The sequence below is a fragment of the Rhizobium sp. WSM4643 genome, assembly GCF_025152745.1.
Classification (GTDB): Bacteria; Pseudomonadota; Alphaproteobacteria; order Rhizobiales; family Rhizobiaceae; genus Rhizobium; species Rhizobium leguminosarum_I.
The window spans coordinates 2,495,150-2,509,957 of record NZ_CP104040.1 but is presented as its reverse complement, the minus strand read 5'-3'; the positions used below and the strand labels follow the sequence as shown (position 1 = coordinate 2,509,957).

Here is a 14,808-nt window from a genome sequence, read left to right as displayed (position 1 = left end):
TGGTTGAAGGCTCTGCCGGCTCCCGCATTGCGCGCGGCGATGTTACAGCTGCTGCGGGAATTGGGGACCATTCATGAACAAGATCATCATTGCATTCGCGGCCGCCGCGGCAGTGGCCGGCTGCGCCAAACGTCCTGACGCCATCGTCCAGGTCGATATTCCGATGGCGGCCTATACGAACCTCAGTTGCGAGGCGCTCGCAGTGGAACAGAAGAAAGAGAAGGCCAAGCTCGACGACCTGTCCAAGCAGCAGATCAGCGCAGCGAACGGTGATGCTTTTGGTGTCTTCCTCGTCGGCGTCCCCATCGGCAGCGTCGCCGGGGGAGACAAGGAAGGCGAAATTGCCGCGTCCAAAGGTAAGGTTTCGGCCATGCAATCCGCTGGAATGAGCAAGGGCTGCAAGCTGCCCGGCTGACGGCCGGGGCGGCAACCATCAAAATCGCCCCGGCCAAAGTGGGCATTGGCCGGGGCGATCCCGCTTTCAATATCCATTCGCCACCCGTTGTTTCTTCGCCCGAAAGCTCGACGGCCTTCGTGAAATGCCGCGCGGCGATCGTCCGCACCCTCGTATCGGAACCGAAATCGGTCTTCCGCAGTTAGTTTCCTGTGACTTCAGCTTCAGGTGCAACTGCCATTAGCGACCATTCCGCATTCTGGAAAAAAACGATCTCGATCGACCTCGATACCGGCGAACGCCTGGTTCTCCGCTCACCGCAGGATGCGCTTTATGCACTCGTCTCGGACTGGCCGGTCAATGGCGGCGTCCATCAGCAGAGGGCGATCGATTTCTGCCGCGCCTGGCTTGCCGGGCGCATGCCGGCCGAGACGGTGCGGCAGGCCTTCATCCTGGCCGCGTTGGAAGCCGGCGTTACGATCAATGATGATGAAGACGGCGCAGAAGCCTCCGCCTTGAACCCTGCGGTATAGGTGGAGTGACGCTGCTAGATCTGCGCGTCCCGCAGCGCCAACAATGTTTCCTTTCATGTATTGCAAATATTATTCCCGCTGTGTTTGTAGGAAATACGGAGCGTCGCCGCGTTCCGATTCTTTGGGGATTCAACTGAATGAGAATGAAAGTCCTTGCTTGTGCCGCTCTGCTGATACTGGCCGGCTGCAACGCCCCGGTGTCGCAATCCATTGCGGATTCCCAGCGTCCTCCCTCGAATGACGTCCGGCAGAACTTCATCAATATAGTGTTCAAGAGAAGTTATCGGCACGAAGCAGGAGAAGTCGTATGGGCCCGCATTTCCAGCGTGGTGGTGCTTGAACCTGAGAAAAAGATCTATGCTTACTGCGTGCGTTTGGTGCCCAAGCGCGGCTGGGGAGACTGGGCCTACCTCGGCGTCTCCTTCACAGATGGCAAAATATTAGGCGCAACGGTGAATGACGATCGCTGCCGCGACAAGCGGCTGCGCTATTACCCGTTTCCTGAACTGACCGGCATGAAGACCTGACGCAGGGGCGAGGGCTCCGACCGCGCCGCCGCTCAAGGCTTTGTTGGCGGTGCGCGACAGGCATTTGGTGTCGTTGAGGCGCGGCATCCTGCGACCATTCTGATGCTGAGGTGCGCAGCCCGCAGGGCGGAGCGTCGAACTACAGGCTGCGACATTGCTGCTTTCAGCCATAGCCTCCGGGAAAGCCGGTCCAACAACTTTGATAGAGGGAGATCCAACTGAATGAAAATCAAAATCCTTGTTTGCGCTGTCCCGCTGGCACTGTCTGGCTGCCAGACTCCGGCGCCGCAGTCCGTTGTCGATTCCCAGCGGCCGCCTTCCAACGCGGTTCGACGCGAATACGTCGACGCTTTGCGTGGAACCATCAAACCGGGGAACTTCGTAAAGGCTGAGATTTCAAGCGTGGTTCTGCTTAATCCGGAAAAGCAGATTTATGCTTATTGCACGCGCACGACGGAACGTGCCAACCCGAACTGGTCCTATATCGGCCTGGGCTTGCAAGACGACATGATATTGTACCTGAAAAAGAACGACCATCGCTGCCACGACGAACGGCTGCGTTACTATGATTTTCCCGAATTGCGGAATATGAAGTACTGACAAAAGAGGCGAGGCTTCGGAAGCGTTACCTTTCGGCCCTGGGAGAAGATACCGGACTGCGGCCATGCGATGTTGTTTTCAGAAACGCACCGGTGAAACAGCCTCCGGCGGCGTGCTAAGCGGTGCCGCGCACCGCAAAGGCAACGCTCTCGAATCCGCGAGGGCCATCCTCGCTCCCGCCGCCAAGATAGACCGCTCGCATCGCTTCCAACAGACGATCGCGCCTTGCCCTCGGCAAGGCATCGAAATAGGCCGCGAAGGTTCCCTGACCATAGACCTTTGGAAGCCAAAAGTCGTCGAAGCCAGCGTAACGCATCGTGATCGTCAACGTCGTCTCGGCAACATCGGCGAAGCCCGCGTTTTCGAACACCTGACGCAACTCGTCTTCCGCCGTCAGCGGCCGCCTTCCCGTGGGGATGCCCTTGCCTGAGGCTTCGGGCTCGATGGCGCGGACCGTGTCCCAGAACAGGCGCCAGCTCGGCATGCCATCATAAGACCAGACGGCAGCGGCAGCGATGGCGCCCGGTTTCGAGACGCGGCGCATTTCCTGCACGGCCCGGTCGGCATCGGAGACGAAATGCAGCACCAGCAGGGAATAGACGGCGTCGAAAGTCTGGTCTTCATAGGGCAGGGCGCAGACGTCGCCTTGTTGGGCATTGATCCGGGGATCGTCAGTGCGCATGCGCAGGGTGGCCGCGAAGTCTTCCTCGAAATCGATGGCTTCGATGGCTTCCAATTCGGGGTAAGCGGAGAGGGAGAGTGTCAGGCTGCCGGTGCCGCAGCCTGCGTCAAGGACGCGACCACAAGATGGCACGCCTGCGAAATCAAGGAAGGGTGCTGCCAGCCGCTGGCTCCAGCGCCCCATGCCGGCCTCATAAGCCTTGGCACCCTTGGCGACGAAAGTGGATGGCATGGGCTTTCCGACACCTCCCGGTCAGTTGACGAAGCAATGCCGTGAGAAAAGGCCTGCAGCGTTGGCAGTCGTTCAGCGCTTGATCAGAACGCTGGCCTGCACCGGCTGCTCGATGCCCTTGAGCACAAGCATGCGGGTTTCGGCGCCTGCGGCGAGATCGGCGGCCTTCGCGGCTGTTTCGGCCGAGATCAGGATCTCCCCGGCTGCGGCGTGGGATTCCAGCCTTGCGGCCTGATTGACGACGCCGCCGATGGCGGTGAAATCGCTGCGGAAGCTCGAGAATTCGCCGATCTGGACCTTGCCGGAATGGATGCCGACGCCGACGCCGAGAGTGCGGCCGGGCAATGCCTCGAGTGCCAGGCCGTTCAGGGCTGCGGCGCAGTTTTGCTGGATCTCCCGTGCCGCCAGGATCGCGGCGCCGGCGTGGTCCTTTCTGACGATCGGGAAATTGAAGATCGCCATCAGGCCGTCGCCCATCTGCTTGTTGACGATGCCGTCATGCGCCCAGATTGCCTGCGCGCAGCGATCCTGGAATAGGCTGACGATCCCGCTCAGTTGCACCGCATCGATGCGCTCCGACAGATCCGTGAAGCCCCGGATATCGGCAAACAGGATGGTGGCGTCGACAGTGATCTGGCGCTGCTTCTTGACATATTGGAAGGAGCGCTCGCAGATCGTGCAGATATCCGGGTTCATCTTGCTGCGGGTGATGCCGAAGGCGCGGAAAGGCAAGGCGAGGGGGCCGCCGATCGGAATCGGCATATGCATCTGGTCCCAGCAGCCGCGGCAGATCCTGGCGCTGCCGTGCCTGGCTGGCTCCGTTGATGAGGCTGTCGTCATATCTCGCAATCCATCGCCTAGCCAAAAAATAAGCTTCCGATACTCGGTTGTTTTTGGCAACTCTGTTGATAGCCTGAGGGGATAATGGCTCGAACAATTTCGTCTGGCGCCGTCCCCCTATGGGCGACTTCGCGCAGAGATGTCGTTGTCAAGCCGCTCAGGCGACGGAAGGGAGGAACGATGAAACGGCTTTTTGCATTTGTCTTCCTCCTGACATTTGCCGCCATAAACGGGCATTTTTCAAAAACCGTGTTCGGGTTGATAACCGCCGCAGTTGCACAACTTGATCGGGGCGAGACGTTTCCGTCTCTGCCTGGTGTAGCCGCCACCGATAAACTCCAGATAGCACGCGGTGGACCACGGCCTAGCGGGTTATGGATCGTATGTTCGGAAGGGCCCCAAATCAGGCTCGCGCTGAATACACGCCTGCCTATAGAGGAAGAATTTGCTCGCAATGGGACTCGTTCCGAGTCGCGAGCCCGTCTTATCGTTCTCGCTGAAAATATACGAACATTTCAGGCCATCAAAAACGCTCCCAGCATTCTTTTCCAGGAGGCAATGTGGCGTCGCGATGATGAAAACGATGTGGTACTGACGTCATCGCTGTCGGCTGAAGAGATTAGCATTCTATCCCGGGCGTTCTCGCCCGCTCCCCCCGCGGTTGTCAGAATAGACGTCGCGGAGACTGGAACGGAAATGCGTGGAACAGCGGACGGGGGAGCCATCGCGGAGTTCGCCACGCATTGCCTCACAAGGGAATAGCCGCCGGACGGCAACTCGGGATACCTGCGCGCCAAGGCTGCCACCGACGGTTCCAAGGAATACGGTCACACTTGTTACTCCCCCTGTTCGATTTCCGGTGCGAAACTATCTCAGACCAATGCGCGATGATCCGGGCGTCCAAGCCTGGGAAATCGCCTCAATGAGGAGATTGAAAGCCATGACTGCTTCAGCCGAGAATGCCAAAAGCGGACAAGCCATGCACAAACCACCGGTCGTGTCGCCGCAGGCCTGGGAGGCGGCCCGCGCGAAACTGCTCGTGAAGGAAAAGGCTGAGACCCGCGCCCGCGACGCGCTGGCCGCCGAGCGCCGGCGCATGCCGTGGATGGCGGTGGAGAAGGCCTATGCGTTCGAAGGTCCTCAGGGCAAGGTCAGCCTGCTCGACCTGTTCGAAGGCAGACACCAGCTCATCCTCTACCGCGCCTTCTACGAGCCCGGCGTGTTCGGCTGGCCCGAGCATGCCTGCCGCGGCTGCTCGATGGTGGCCGATCAGGTTGCCCATGTCGCCCATCTCAACGCCCGCGACACGACGCTGGTCTTCGCCTCCCACGCGCCGCAGGCCGACGTCGCGCGGCTGAAGGCGCGGATGGGCTGGACCATGCCGTGGGTGACGATCACCGACAGCTTCGACAAGGACTTCGGCGTCGACGAGTGGCACGGCACCAACGTATTCTACCGCGACGGCGAGCGCATCTTCCGCACCTATTTCATCAACAACCGCGGTGACGAGCAGATGGGAGGCACCTGGAACTACCTCGACATCACACCGCTCGGCCGCCAGGAAGTCTGGGAGGATTCGCCCGCGGGCTATCCCCAGACCCCAACCTACAAGTGGTGGAACTGGCACGACAGCTATATGCCGGACGCCGAGCCCGACAAGAAATGGGTCGAGGTCTCCGACGCCGGCGAGGCGGCGTTTCGGGCCGAGAGTGCAAACGAGAAACCGTAGGGTCGGTCCGGCCGTATCCTCCGTCCCGTCCAGGCAGGAGGGTACGGCGGTCCGTCTGAAAGTCTGCTCAACCGCAATCTCCCTTCATGACGACGCATCAGCAGGGCAGTTCGTGGCGCCGCTGATGCTTGCTCCATGCCGTCGCCTCTCGCACCTTCTGCGCGCAAAATTTCACCGACATATCTCCTTACTGTCACGGAACCATGCTAGATTTCGCCCGATTTCCAGGGGAGGCGGGCATGGATACGGATTTTCGTGTGACCGGCAGGAATGCCGCTTCGCTTTTTGCGCTGACCATCCATCGCGGCGACGGCATGGTGCTGCTCGGCATGGACTGGAAGAACGGCCGGCCGCCGATCGATTTCGTCGGTTTCGCCATCCAGTATCGTGAGCCGGGTACAGACTTCTTCAAGACGGTGCACAACCGCATCGGCTTTCCCGGCCAGCCGGTTCCCGAAGACGGCATCCGCACCACCGAGGCGCCGATCCAGAAGTTCCGCTGGGTGCATTTTCCCTTCAATGCCGATCTGCCCGGCAAGTTCACCTATCGCGTTACGCCAAAGTTTATGGGTGCCGCGGGCGCGCTGACCTCAGGCGAGGCGCAAGAGGCGGAGCTGGCGCTGATGCGCGAGACCATTCCCGGCAAGCTCAACGTCGCTTTCACCCGCGGCTTCGTCTCGTCGCAGGCCTTCGTGCGCAATTTTGCCGCCGATGAGCCGACGATCATCACCCTGGTGCCGCCGGATGGCGACCAGGGGCTGGACTTTGTGCCGACCCATGCCGATGCTCAGCGGGCGCTCGCCTGGATGGGCTTCGAGGCGCGGGCCGAAACGCTTGCGCTGCTGGATAGAGCGCGCGAGTCTGGCGCCGAGGTGCGCGCCATCGCCTATGACCTGAACCTGCCCGAGGTGGTCACCCGGCTGGAGGCGCTGGGGGACAAGCTCAAGATCATCATCGACGACAGCGACCGCACCGAGGGCCACGGGCGTCCGAATTCGCCGGAGACGAGGGCGGCGGAGCGGCTGATCGCCTCGGCGGGTGCTGCCAACGTCAAGCGCCAGCATATGGCCAACCTGCAGCATCAGAAATCGATCGCGGTCCGCGGCGGCATCTCGACCGTGCTCTACGGTTCGACCAATCTCAGCTGGCGCGGGCTCTATGTACAGTCGAACAACAGCCTCGCCGTCCACAGCGACAAGGCGATCGAGGATTATTTCACCGCCTTCGAGAGCTATTTCACTGCCAAACGCGCCGAGGATTTCCGCGATTCGCCAAGTTCCGCCGGCTGGATTGATCTCGGCCTCGACGGCGTCGACGCCAAGGTCGCTTTCTCCCCGCACAGCGATGCCAATGGCCGGCTCGACGAGATCGCCGCCGATATCGATACCGCAGAGTCCAGCGTGTTCTTCTCGCTCGCCTTTCTCGGCCAGATGACCAAGGGGGCGATCGGCCCGGCATTGGGGCGCGCCCTGGAGCGCCCCGATATGCATGTGATGGGCATTGCCGATGCCGAGGTGCGGGCCGGCAATCTGGGCTTGGCCGTGCTAACTCCCGACAACCGTCGGCAGGTGGTGCGGGCATCGGCCCTGACCGGCAACGTGCCGCCGCCGTTTCTGACCGAGCCCTCGGGTCTTGCCGGTGTCGACGGCAACCAGCGCGGCACGCGCATGCACCACAAATTCGTCGTGCTCGACTTCGACAAGCCGACGGCGCGGGTCTATCTCGGCTCCTACAATTTCTCCGAACCCGCCGATGATGAGAACGGCGAGAACCTCGTCCTCGTCCGTGACCGGACGGTGGCGACCAGCTACATGATCGAGGCGCTCAGGATGTACGATCACTACATCTTCCGCGTCGCCTCCGAAGCAAATGACGGCGCCGCCCGCCCGCTGGAGCTCAAACGCCCGCCCCAGCCCGGCGGCACAGCCTGGTTCGAGCGCGACTGGACCGACCCCATTCGCGCCCGCGACCGGGAGTTGTTTTCGCGGGCGGAGTAATGCTGCCGGTCACGACGGCCTTGAACCTCGCTTGTCCGTCGAAGTGTATGCATAGTGGCTGTCCGCATGGCCGAAGCGCCGGGACCTGGCGTCCAAAAGTCAAATTAATACCTCGCCGGTTGCCAACATATTCTTCTCAAGGTGGAAACATTCCGTGGACGGTTGCGTTGTACCCGCTACCGGTAGTGCGCCTGACCGCCCGTCTATGAGGAGGCTTATTCATGAAGGTCATGATCGTCGAAGATGAGAATTTTATCGCTCTGGAACTCGAGCGCATTGCGCAAGAGGCAGGACACCAGACCATCGGGCCGGTTTCGACGGTGGAGCAGGCTCTCGCCCACGCAAAAAGAAGCGATGTCGCGCTCGTCGATCTCAGTCTCTCCGATGGGCTGAGCGGCGCCCTGCTCGCGCGCCGGCTGATCGACCGCCATGGGGTTGACGTCATCTTCGTGACCGGCAGTCCCGAGAATGTCGGTCACGGTATCGAAGGCGCGCTCGATGTCATCTCCAAGCCCTTCACCGACGAGAGGATCGCCAGCGCGCTTTCGCGGGCGGAGGAGCGACGTAAAAACTTTGACAGCAGCAAAGCTGCGTTGTGAACAGCAGCAGCGCTGCGTGTTATAAGAAGGAAATCGACGTCGTCAGGCCGCTGCTGCCCGCCTGAGGAGATAGTCCGGATGAAACACGCTCTCATTGCCGTTCTCTTCGCTCTCTCGGCCTGCGCCAGCGCAGGGGGTCCGCAGCCTCTTCCCGGCAGCCTCACCTATGGCGGAAAGATCCTGCGTTCGCCCTATCGTCCGGGAACGGTGGTCAAGAATACCTTTCTTGGCGATTTCGGTTACCGTGTGTTCGAGACCTATGTCGTCCAGCCGGACGGGACGCTCAAGCTCACATCCCAGAGCACGGGGCCGGACTTCCTCTGGCAGTGAGGGGTTCCGCAATCCGGATGGGCGCAAGGTGCGTGCGCTCCGATTATCTCAAGGGTTGCGCATCTGCTTGCGCTTTTTTCGTCCCTCGCAATTGAATGTTGCGCTGCAGTAAAGATCGTCTATACCGCAGGCATTCACCACGGACCCGGTGAGATCCCGGGTGGCTCTTCTGGCCGCCGATCCGCCAGACAACGCAAAACCTGCATGCGATTACGCGACCGCTCGACAGAGCGGCTCTGGCCATGCTTTGCGAGAATCCATCCTATGCTGCTTTCCTCCATCCGTCGTGATTGGTCGGCCAATCCCATGCGCGAAATGCTTGCCGGAGCGGTGGCGACCTTCGCCCTCATCCCCGAGGTGATTGCCTTTTCTTTTGCGGCGGGGGTCGACCCCGAGGTCGGCCTGTTCGCCTCTTTCGTCATCAGCATCGTCATTGCGTTTACCGGCGGACGCCCGGCGATGATCTCGGCCGCTGCCGGATCGGTGGCGCTGGTGGCGGCACCGCTGGTGCATGCTCACGGCTTGCCCTATCTCTTCGCGGCCGGGCTGCTGGCGGGGCTGCTGCAGATCGTGTTCGGCCTGCTGCGGCTTGGCGTGCTGATGCGCTACGTGTCGAAATCCGTCCGCACCGGCTTCGTCAATGCACTCGCCATCCTGATTTTTGCGGCGCAGATGCCGCATATTATCGGTGCCGGCTGGATCGAATATGCCATGCTGATTGCCGGGCTTGTCATCATTTACCTGACGCCGCGGATCACCACCGCGATTCCGTCGCCGCTGATCTGCATTCTGATCCTGACCGTCGCCTCGATAGCATTCGGGCTCCCCGTTCTCACAGTCGCCGACCTCGGCAAACTGCCGGATTCGCTGCCCGTCTTTGCCTGGCCGGCGGTGCCGCTGACGCTGGAAACGCTTCGGATCATTGCAGGACCTGCGCTTGCCATCGCCATGGTCGGACTGCTGGAATCGATGATGACCGCGAGCGTCGTCGACGATCTCACGGATACGCCGAGTTCGAAGAACCGCGAATGCACCGGTCTCGGCCTCGCCAACGCCGCCGCCAGCCTGTTCGGCGGCATCGCCGGCTGCGGCATGATCGGCCAGACGGTGAGCAACGTGAAATATGGCGGGCGCGGCCGGCTCTCCACCCTGTTTGCCGGCGCGTTTTTGCTGATCCTGACGGTGCTGTTGAAGCCGTGGGTCTCCGAAGTTCCCGTCGCTGCGCTGGTGGCGATCATGGTCATGGTGTCGATCGATACGTTCGACTGGTCGTCGCTGAGAGCGGTTATCGTCCATCCCCGGATGTCGAGCGCCGTCACGGTGGCAACCGTCCTCGTCACCGTCTTCACCGCCAACCTGGCGCTTGGGGTAACGGTCGGCGTGCTGCTCAGCGGCGTGTTCTTCACCTTCAAGGTCGCCAGCCTGCTGCGCGTCGACGTGGCGCCCGACCAAGCCGCCGGGCGGCTGATCTATCGAGTATCCGGCCAGGTGTTCTTTGCCTCCGCCGACGTTTTCGTCGAAGCCTTCGACGTTCAGGATGCACTCGGCAAGGCCGTATTGATCGACGTGGCCGACGCGCATTTCTGGGACATCACCGCCGTAGCCGCGCTCGACAAGGTCGTGCAGCGGTTCGCGGCTCACGGCATCGCCGTGGAGGTCGCGGGCCTCAACAAGGCGAGCGCCACCTTGATCGGAAGCCTCGACGGCAAGGTGGTGCTGAAGGAGGTGTGACGGCGCGAGGGCTACCGCGAGGTGATCACGTAATCGTCGCTGTTGCTGGTTATCGCGTTCAGCCGTCTAACGGGCAGTTCGATGAACGCCTTGACCAAAGGCGGCAAGTGCCGGCTGCTGGGATAGATGCCATGCAGGCCGCCGGTCGGGGTGCCGGCGTCGGCGACGTGATCGATGTCTCCGACCAGTGATTTTTGATGGAGGCGGATCGGCCGGCGCTCGCCTCATAGCCGCGTTGGAAAAGAGGCAGCAATAGCCAACTTCCCGGGATCATTGGCCTCGAGCCGAGGATCCACCCCATGGTATCCCGCTTGCACAGTCGCCGGCGAACGCTATTGTTTGATCGAAGACCTGTGTCCTTGAGGGGAGACTTCAATGCCGTCGAGTTTCAATGTCGAAAGTGCAGATGGTTACGAACGGCTGATGGGGCGCTGGAGCCGGAAGCTGGCGCCGATGCTGGTCGATTTCGCTGGTCTCGCGGATGGCGAGCGCGTGCTTGATGTCGGCTGCGGCACCGGCAGCCTGGCATTCACGCTGGCGGAAACGCCGGGCCTGCAGGAGATCGCCGCCGTCGACTATTTGCCGGTTTTCGTCGAGGCCGCAACGCGACGCAACACCGATCCGCGCATAACGATCCGGCAGGCCGATGCCTGTGCGCTTCCGTTCGAGGATAACCGCTTCGACCGGGCGATGTCGCTGCTCGTGCTGCATTTCGTGCCGGAGGCGGGAAAGGCGGTATCCGAGATGCGTCGTGTGGTGCGCCCGGGTGGCGTGGTCGCGGCCGCCGTCTGGGACCATTATGGCGGCATGTCCGGCATGCGGATGATGTGGGATACGGTGGCGATGCTCGACGAGAACGCGCTGGCAATGCGCCGCAGATATTGTTTCCAGCCGATGATGCGGCCGGGGGAAATGAAGGAGAGCTTCATCGCGCAGGGCCTAGCCGAAGTCGAGGAGACCTCGCTGCTGATCCGGATGGAATATCTTTCCTTCGAGGATTATTGGGATCCGATCGCCGCCGGCGAGGGACCGCTCGGCAAATATGTTGCCGGTCTGGACCCGGCGAGGCGAAATGCCGTCGACGCCGCCGTCAGGGCCGCTTACGAGGCTGGCGAGCCGAATGGGCCGCGATCGTTCGCATCGGTGGCGTGGGCGTGCCGGGGCAGGGTGCCCGGATAGATTAGCGGGAGCGCCACCTCCTCTAAAACGAGAATCGTGCTGCTTGCTCCCTCTTCTCCCCAGCGGGGAGAAGGTGGCCCGAAGGGTCGGATGGGGGCGGCACAGTATTACGTCATTGATTGCTCTTCGCTTTCTCGCGATCCATTGATTGCCCTTCGCTTGCGCTCAGTACATTCGCGGCTTAGCCGCTCACCCCCTCATCGCTGCCGGCACCGACCGGGGTCGAGCCACGGGTCTCGACCCATCCTTCGGACCCCCGCTGGGGAGAAAAGGCAGGCAGCGGGCCGCATGCGCCAACGTGAAAGGCAGGGTGCTGGAAGGTGTACGCCTTCCAATACGGCGCTGGAGGTGCCACCCGATCACGGCAATCGTGATGGAACACGGGCAGCATTGCTGACGTTATTGCCCGCTGTCTGCGACTGCAAACGCAGCCGCACAGCATCACCGCCCGGTTCGGGCACCCCTTCCGACGGCATCCGGAATTGCCCGCCTCGCCGCCGCTTTCGGACGGAGGAATATCAAATGTCCGCTTTGGAAAGCCTGCGCCGACTGGCGCCGCAGCAGCGCAATGCCGTCATCGCCAGCTATCTCGGTTGGACGCTCGACGCCTTCGATTTCTTCATTCTCGTCTTCGTACTCAAATATATCGCCGAGGAATTCCACACCGACGTTCCCGCCGTCTCGGTGGCGATCTTCCTGACGCTCGCCATGCGGGCGCTCGGCGCGCTGGTCTTTGGGCTGGCGGCCGACCGTTACGGACGGCGCATCACGCTGATGGCCGACGTGCTGCTCTATTCGATATTCGAATTCCTGACCGGCTTTTCCACCGGGCTCACCATGTTCCTCATCTTCCGCGCGCTCTACGGCATCGCCATGGGCGGCGAGTGGGGTGTGGGCGCTTCGCTTGTCATGGAGACGGTGCCGGAGGAGAGCCGCGGCATCGTCTCGGGCATTCTGCAGGCGGGCTATCCCTCGGGCTATCTCATCGCCTCGATCGTGTTCTTCCTGCTCTTTCCTGTGATCGGCTGGCGCGGCATGTTTTTCGTCGGCGCGCTGCCGGCGCTGCTGGTGCTCTATATCAGGCGCAATGTCGAGGAGAGCCCGGCCTTCCTGAAACGGCAGGCTACGGGGCGCCGTCCATTCCTCACGGTGCTGCGCGAAAATATCCCGCTGTTCATCTGGTCGGTGCTGCTGATGACGGCGTTCAACTTCTTCAGTCACGGCACGCAGGATATCTACCCGACCTTCCTCGAGACGCAGCGCAACTATTCGAGCTACACGGTCGGCGCCATCGCCATCGTCTACAATATCGGGGCGATCTGCGGCGGGCTGTTCTTCGGGGCGCTGTCGCAGCGGATCGGCCGCAGACGGGCGATCGTCGTCGCCGCGCTGATCGCCGTGCCCGTCGCGCCGCTCTGGGCCTATGCGCCCGGGCCGGTGCTGCTCGCCATCGGCGCTTTCCTGATGCAGTTCTTCGTCCAGGGCGCCTGGGGCATCGTGCCGGTGCATCTGAACGAGTTGTCGCCGGATGAAGTGCGCGGCACCTTCCCCGGCTTTGCCTATCAGCTCGGCAACCTGCTGGCGTCGGGCAATGCGACGCTGCAGGCGGGGCTCGCCGCCCGCTGGGACGGCGACTATGCCTATGCGCTTTTGATCGTCGCAGCCGTGGTGGCGCTCGTCGTCGCGGCCCTCGCCGGCTTCGGCTACGAGAAGAAGGATGTCCGCTTCGGCACGGAGGAGGCTAGGGAAGCGCATGGCGCGATGCGAATCTAGCGCTGCCTGTGCCTATGGAGGCCGGCGGCGATGGCTGCCGGCCCTTTCTTGCGTACTGCCGCCAAGGCGACAGAGTCTTTCAGCTCTTCACCACCTTGCAGGCGCAGATGCGATCGTAAAAGGTCTGTCCTCGCCAAAAGATGAAGGGCAAGAACCACCAAATAAGGGCGGCTATACCCAGGATGATGTTGAACGTTGCGGCGCCTTTGTTCAAAAGTGTGTATCCGTCGCGAGACATGCGGAGCAGCACGTCGAAGTCTTCCGTGGGAAAGACCGGAAACAGCGAAAACGCAAAAGCGGCGGCGATGAAAAACAGATACGGGCTGAATTTCAGGATCTCCCGTCTAAACTCGGTGCCAAGGCCGGGGCTTTTACCATCGACGGATTGGACTCTCAGGCCGAGCAGCTTCTTTCCGATCGTGCGGCGGCCATTTGCGGAAAAATAGGCGAAGGCAAACGCGAGAAAGGCAATGTTGACGATGCCGGAGATCACGCTGGAATATACGAACACGGGTCCGATCACTGGATTGTCGTCCGCGTCGACAGGGATGGTCAGCCATTGGCCTGATGTCCCGTTGTCTGTTTGACGGGAGACGCCCGTCTGCAGGTATCTTTGTTTTTCCGAGCCGATTTGGCTGACTTCGCAGATCTGATTGATACGAACTTCCCCACTTCTCAGCGGCCATCCGGCGTCAATCCGCTTTGCAAGCTGATCCGGCAACTCTACGCCGCACTGTGTGTAACTCCAGCCGGGAAAGCGGAAGTCTAGGGGAAGAACTGTTGAAATACAGTAGACGGCTATGAGAATGGCGGCCTGAAAGATGATGATGTCGATGAGATAGGCCACGGCGCGTCGCCAGAAGTGGCGGGAAGGCAAAGTAGCGTATTGCGGCATCTGCGGTGTCGTGTCCATGTCACCCCCTATGTATCCGCGCGCAAGCTACTCCGGCAGGTTGATTCGTTTCAACATTAAGTGGAAAAATGCACGGCGTTTTTGAGAGAAGCGTCGTGCTCACGCTGAAGTCGAGTTCCGGTGCAATTTCTGCGCTGGGAAGGCGAACCGCCACGGACCTGCCTAATATCCGCATCGTCTCGGTGGCGTAAGGTCGCAACCGTGGGGCTTGCCGCCGGGTGGCGGCGTGCCAGGTAGGGGCTGCTGGTGTCTCCCCTGCCGGATCGGTTTTTCCCTTCGCAGCCTCGAGTTCTCCTATGCAATTTTCTCACGCCGCCGTCTGGCCTATCGTCATGCTGTTTGCCTCCAACATCTTCATGACCTTTGCCTAGTACGGGCATTTCAAGTATAAGAGCGGCGCCATCTTCCTCGCCATTATCGTCAGCTGGGGCATCGCCTTCTTCGAATATTGCTTGGCGGTGCCGGCGAACCGCATCGGGTCGGCGCTTTAGACGACGGCGCAGCTGAAGACGATGCAGGAGGTGATCACGCTGATCGTCTTTTCCGGCTTCTCGATTTTCTGGCTCGGCGAGAACCTGACTTGGAACCATGCGATCGGCTTTGCCCTGATTGCAATTGGTGCATCCTTCATCTTTCGTGCATAAACTTTAGCCTTTTCAATAGATTACAAATTGTCCATGTCTAGATATCGCCACATTTCCTACAGATTGGCGTCGCAATCGGCTGGCAGCCTGTCACCTCAAGCATTTC

At 61.2% G+C, this 14,808-nt stretch carries 15 protein-coding genes, 2 pseudogenes and 1 other annotated feature; of the genes and pseudogenes, 13 read left to right on the top strand and 4 right to left on the bottom strand.

Features of this window, described 5'->3' with window-relative positions:
- Positions 1-73 precede the first annotated feature (73 nt).
- The 4 genes from N1937_RS12660 (at position 74) to N1937_RS12645 (ending at position 2,054) form a co-directional block, all read left to right on the top strand.
- On the top strand, positions 74-415 hold the full coding sequence (locus N1937_RS12660) for a hypothetical protein (RefSeq protein WP_170255184.1): 342 nt from the start codon (positions 74-76) through the stop codon (positions 413-415).
- 191 nt (positions 416-606) lie between these two features.
- A complete protein-coding gene (locus tag N1937_RS12655; protein ID WP_170255185.1) occupies positions 607-927 on the top strand; it encodes a DUF982 domain-containing protein in 321 nt (106 codons plus the stop codon).
- Positions 928-1,064: 137 nt separating this feature from the next.
- Positions 1,065-1,454, top strand: a complete 390-nt coding sequence (locus N1937_RS12650) for a hypothetical protein (protein ID WP_026154197.1) — start codon at positions 1,065-1,067, stop codon at positions 1,452-1,454.
- A gap of 222 nt (positions 1,455-1,676) precedes the next feature.
- Complete coding sequence (locus N1937_RS12645) at positions 1,677-2,054, top strand: hypothetical protein (RefSeq protein WP_162117354.1); 378 nt, start codon at positions 1,677-1,679, stop codon at positions 2,052-2,054.
- Between the two features lie 115 nt (positions 2,055-2,169).
- Here the strand turns inward: N1937_RS12645 and N1937_RS12640 are convergent, their stop codons facing one another.
- Positions 2,170-2,967 (bottom strand): class I SAM-dependent methyltransferase, encoded by a 798-nt coding sequence (locus tag N1937_RS12640; RefSeq protein ID WP_260056284.1) that lies wholly within the window; start codon positions 2,965-2,967, stop codon positions 2,170-2,172.
- A 72-nt stretch (positions 2,968-3,039) separates the two neighbouring features.
- Positions 3,040-3,807: an adenylate/guanylate cyclase domain-containing protein gene (locus tag N1937_RS12635; RefSeq protein ID WP_017964768.1), complete on the bottom strand. Its 768-nt coding sequence runs from the start codon at positions 3,805-3,807 to the stop codon at positions 3,040-3,042.
- 180 nt (positions 3,808-3,987) lie between these two features.
- Between N1937_RS12635 and N1937_RS12630 the strand changes: the two genes are divergently transcribed.
- The 6 genes from N1937_RS12630 to N1937_RS12605 all read left to right on the top strand — a co-directional run bounded on the left by N1937_RS12630 (position 3,988) and on the right by N1937_RS12605 (position 10,193).
- The gene (locus N1937_RS12630; RefSeq protein WP_260056283.1) at positions 3,988-4,569 is read left to right on the top strand and encodes a hypothetical protein; all 582 of its coding nucleotides are present in this window, start codon (positions 3,988-3,990) and stop codon (positions 4,567-4,569) included.
- A gap of 178 nt (positions 4,570-4,747) precedes the next feature.
- Complete coding sequence (locus tag N1937_RS12625) at positions 4,748-5,536, top strand: DUF899 domain-containing protein (RefSeq protein WP_260056282.1); 789 nt, start codon at positions 4,748-4,750, stop codon at positions 5,534-5,536.
- Between the two features lie 239 nt (positions 5,537-5,775).
- On the top strand, positions 5,776-7,533 hold the full coding sequence (locus N1937_RS12620) for a phospholipase D-like domain-containing protein (RefSeq protein WP_260056281.1): 1,758 nt from the start codon (positions 5,776-5,778) through the stop codon (positions 7,531-7,533).
- 221 nt (positions 7,534-7,754) lie between these two features.
- Entirely contained in the window at positions 7,755-8,132 is a 378-nt protein-coding gene (locus N1937_RS12615; protein ID WP_260056280.1) for a response regulator, read from the top strand.
- 78 nt (positions 8,133-8,210) lie between these two features.
- Positions 8,211-8,462: a hypothetical protein gene (locus N1937_RS12610; RefSeq protein ID WP_222384143.1), complete on the top strand. Its 252-nt coding sequence runs from the start codon at positions 8,211-8,213 to the stop codon at positions 8,460-8,462.
- 138 nt (positions 8,463-8,600) lie between these two features.
- Positions 8,601-8,656: a sequence feature (sul1 is cis-regulatory element that is thought to sense ions involved in sulfur or methionine metabolism; They are found in Alphaproteobacteria), on the top strand.
- Between the two features lie 70 nt (positions 8,657-8,726).
- The gene (locus N1937_RS12605) at positions 8,727-10,193 is read left to right on the top strand and encodes a SulP family inorganic anion transporter (protein WP_260056279.1); all 1,467 of its coding nucleotides are present in this window, start codon (positions 8,727-8,729) and stop codon (positions 10,191-10,193) included.
- 11 nt (positions 10,194-10,204) lie between these two features.
- Here the strand turns inward: N1937_RS12605 and N1937_RS12600 are convergent.
- Positions 10,205-10,345, bottom strand: a pseudogene (locus N1937_RS12600) (LysR family transcriptional regulator); the annotation flags it as partial.
- Positions 10,346-10,568: 223 nt separating this feature from the next.
- On the opposite strand from N1937_RS12600, the gene N1937_RS12595 reads away from it, so the two are divergent.
- Complete coding sequence (locus N1937_RS12595; RefSeq protein WP_260056278.1) at positions 10,569-11,372, top strand: class I SAM-dependent methyltransferase; 804 nt, start codon at positions 10,569-10,571, stop codon at positions 11,370-11,372.
- A 522-nt stretch (positions 11,373-11,894) separates the two neighbouring features.
- Positions 11,895-13,145 carry an MFS transporter gene (locus N1937_RS12590; RefSeq protein ID WP_170262016.1) on the top strand — a complete coding sequence of 417 codons (1,251 nt, stop codon included), beginning with the start codon at positions 11,895-11,897 and terminating at the stop codon, positions 13,143-13,145.
- A gap of 79 nt (positions 13,146-13,224) precedes the next feature.
- Here N1937_RS12590 and N1937_RS12585 read toward each other — a convergent pair whose 3' ends face one another.
- Positions 13,225-14,058, bottom strand: a complete 834-nt coding sequence (locus N1937_RS12585) for an RDD family protein (protein ID WP_222384146.1) — start codon at positions 14,056-14,058, stop codon at positions 13,225-13,227.
- Positions 14,059-14,354: 296 nt separating this feature from the next.
- Here N1937_RS12585 and N1937_RS12580 point away from each other — a divergent pair.
- Positions 14,355-14,702, top strand: a pseudogene (locus N1937_RS12580) (DMT family protein).
- The last annotated feature ends 106 nt before the right edge of the window (positions 14,703-14,808 follow it).

Bases quoted from the DNA above. Each gene is read 5' to 3' on its own strand.
- N1937_RS12620 (WP_260056281.1), top strand. From the start codon at position 5,776: ATGGATACGGATTTTCGTGTGACCGGCAGGAATGCCGCTTCGCTTTTT.
- N1937_RS12610 (WP_222384143.1), top strand. From the start codon at position 8,211: ATGAAACACGCTCTCATTGCCGTTCTCTTCGCTCTCTCGGCCTGCGCC.
- N1937_RS12630 (WP_260056283.1), top strand. From the start codon at position 3,988: ATGAAACGGCTTTTTGCATTTGTCTTCCTCCTGACATTTGCCGCCATA.
- N1937_RS12660 (WP_170255184.1), top strand. From the start codon at position 74: ATGAACAAGATCATCATTGCATTCGCGGCCGCCGCGGCAGTGGCCGGC.
- N1937_RS12650 (WP_026154197.1), top strand. From the start codon at position 1,065: ATGAGAATGAAAGTCCTTGCTTGTGCCGCTCTGCTGATACTGGCCGGC.
- N1937_RS12590 (WP_170262016.1), top strand. From the start codon at position 11,895: ATGTCCGCTTTGGAAAGCCTGCGCCGACTGGCGCCGCAGCAGCGCAAT.
- N1937_RS12585 (WP_222384146.1), bottom strand. From the start codon at position 14,058: ATGGACACGACACCGCAGATGCCGCAATACGCTACTTTGCCTTCCCGC.
- N1937_RS12645 (WP_162117354.1), top strand. From the start codon at position 1,677: ATGAAAATCAAAATCCTTGTTTGCGCTGTCCCGCTGGCACTGTCTGGC.
- N1937_RS12640 (WP_260056284.1), bottom strand. From the start codon at position 2,967: ATGCCATCCACTTTCGTCGCCAAGGGTGCCAAGGCTTATGAGGCCGGC.
- N1937_RS12625 (WP_260056282.1), top strand. From the start codon at position 4,748: ATGACTGCTTCAGCCGAGAATGCCAAAAGCGGACAAGCCATGCACAAA.
- N1937_RS12635 (WP_017964768.1), bottom strand. From the start codon at position 3,807: ATGACGACAGCCTCATCAACGGAGCCAGCCAGGCACGGCAGCGCCAGG.
- N1937_RS12615 (WP_260056280.1), top strand. From the start codon at position 7,755: ATGAAGGTCATGATCGTCGAAGATGAGAATTTTATCGCTCTGGAACTC.
- N1937_RS12595 (WP_260056278.1), top strand. From the start codon at position 10,569: ATGCCGTCGAGTTTCAATGTCGAAAGTGCAGATGGTTACGAACGGCTG.
- N1937_RS12605 (WP_260056279.1), top strand. From the start codon at position 8,727: ATGCTGCTTTCCTCCATCCGTCGTGATTGGTCGGCCAATCCCATGCGC.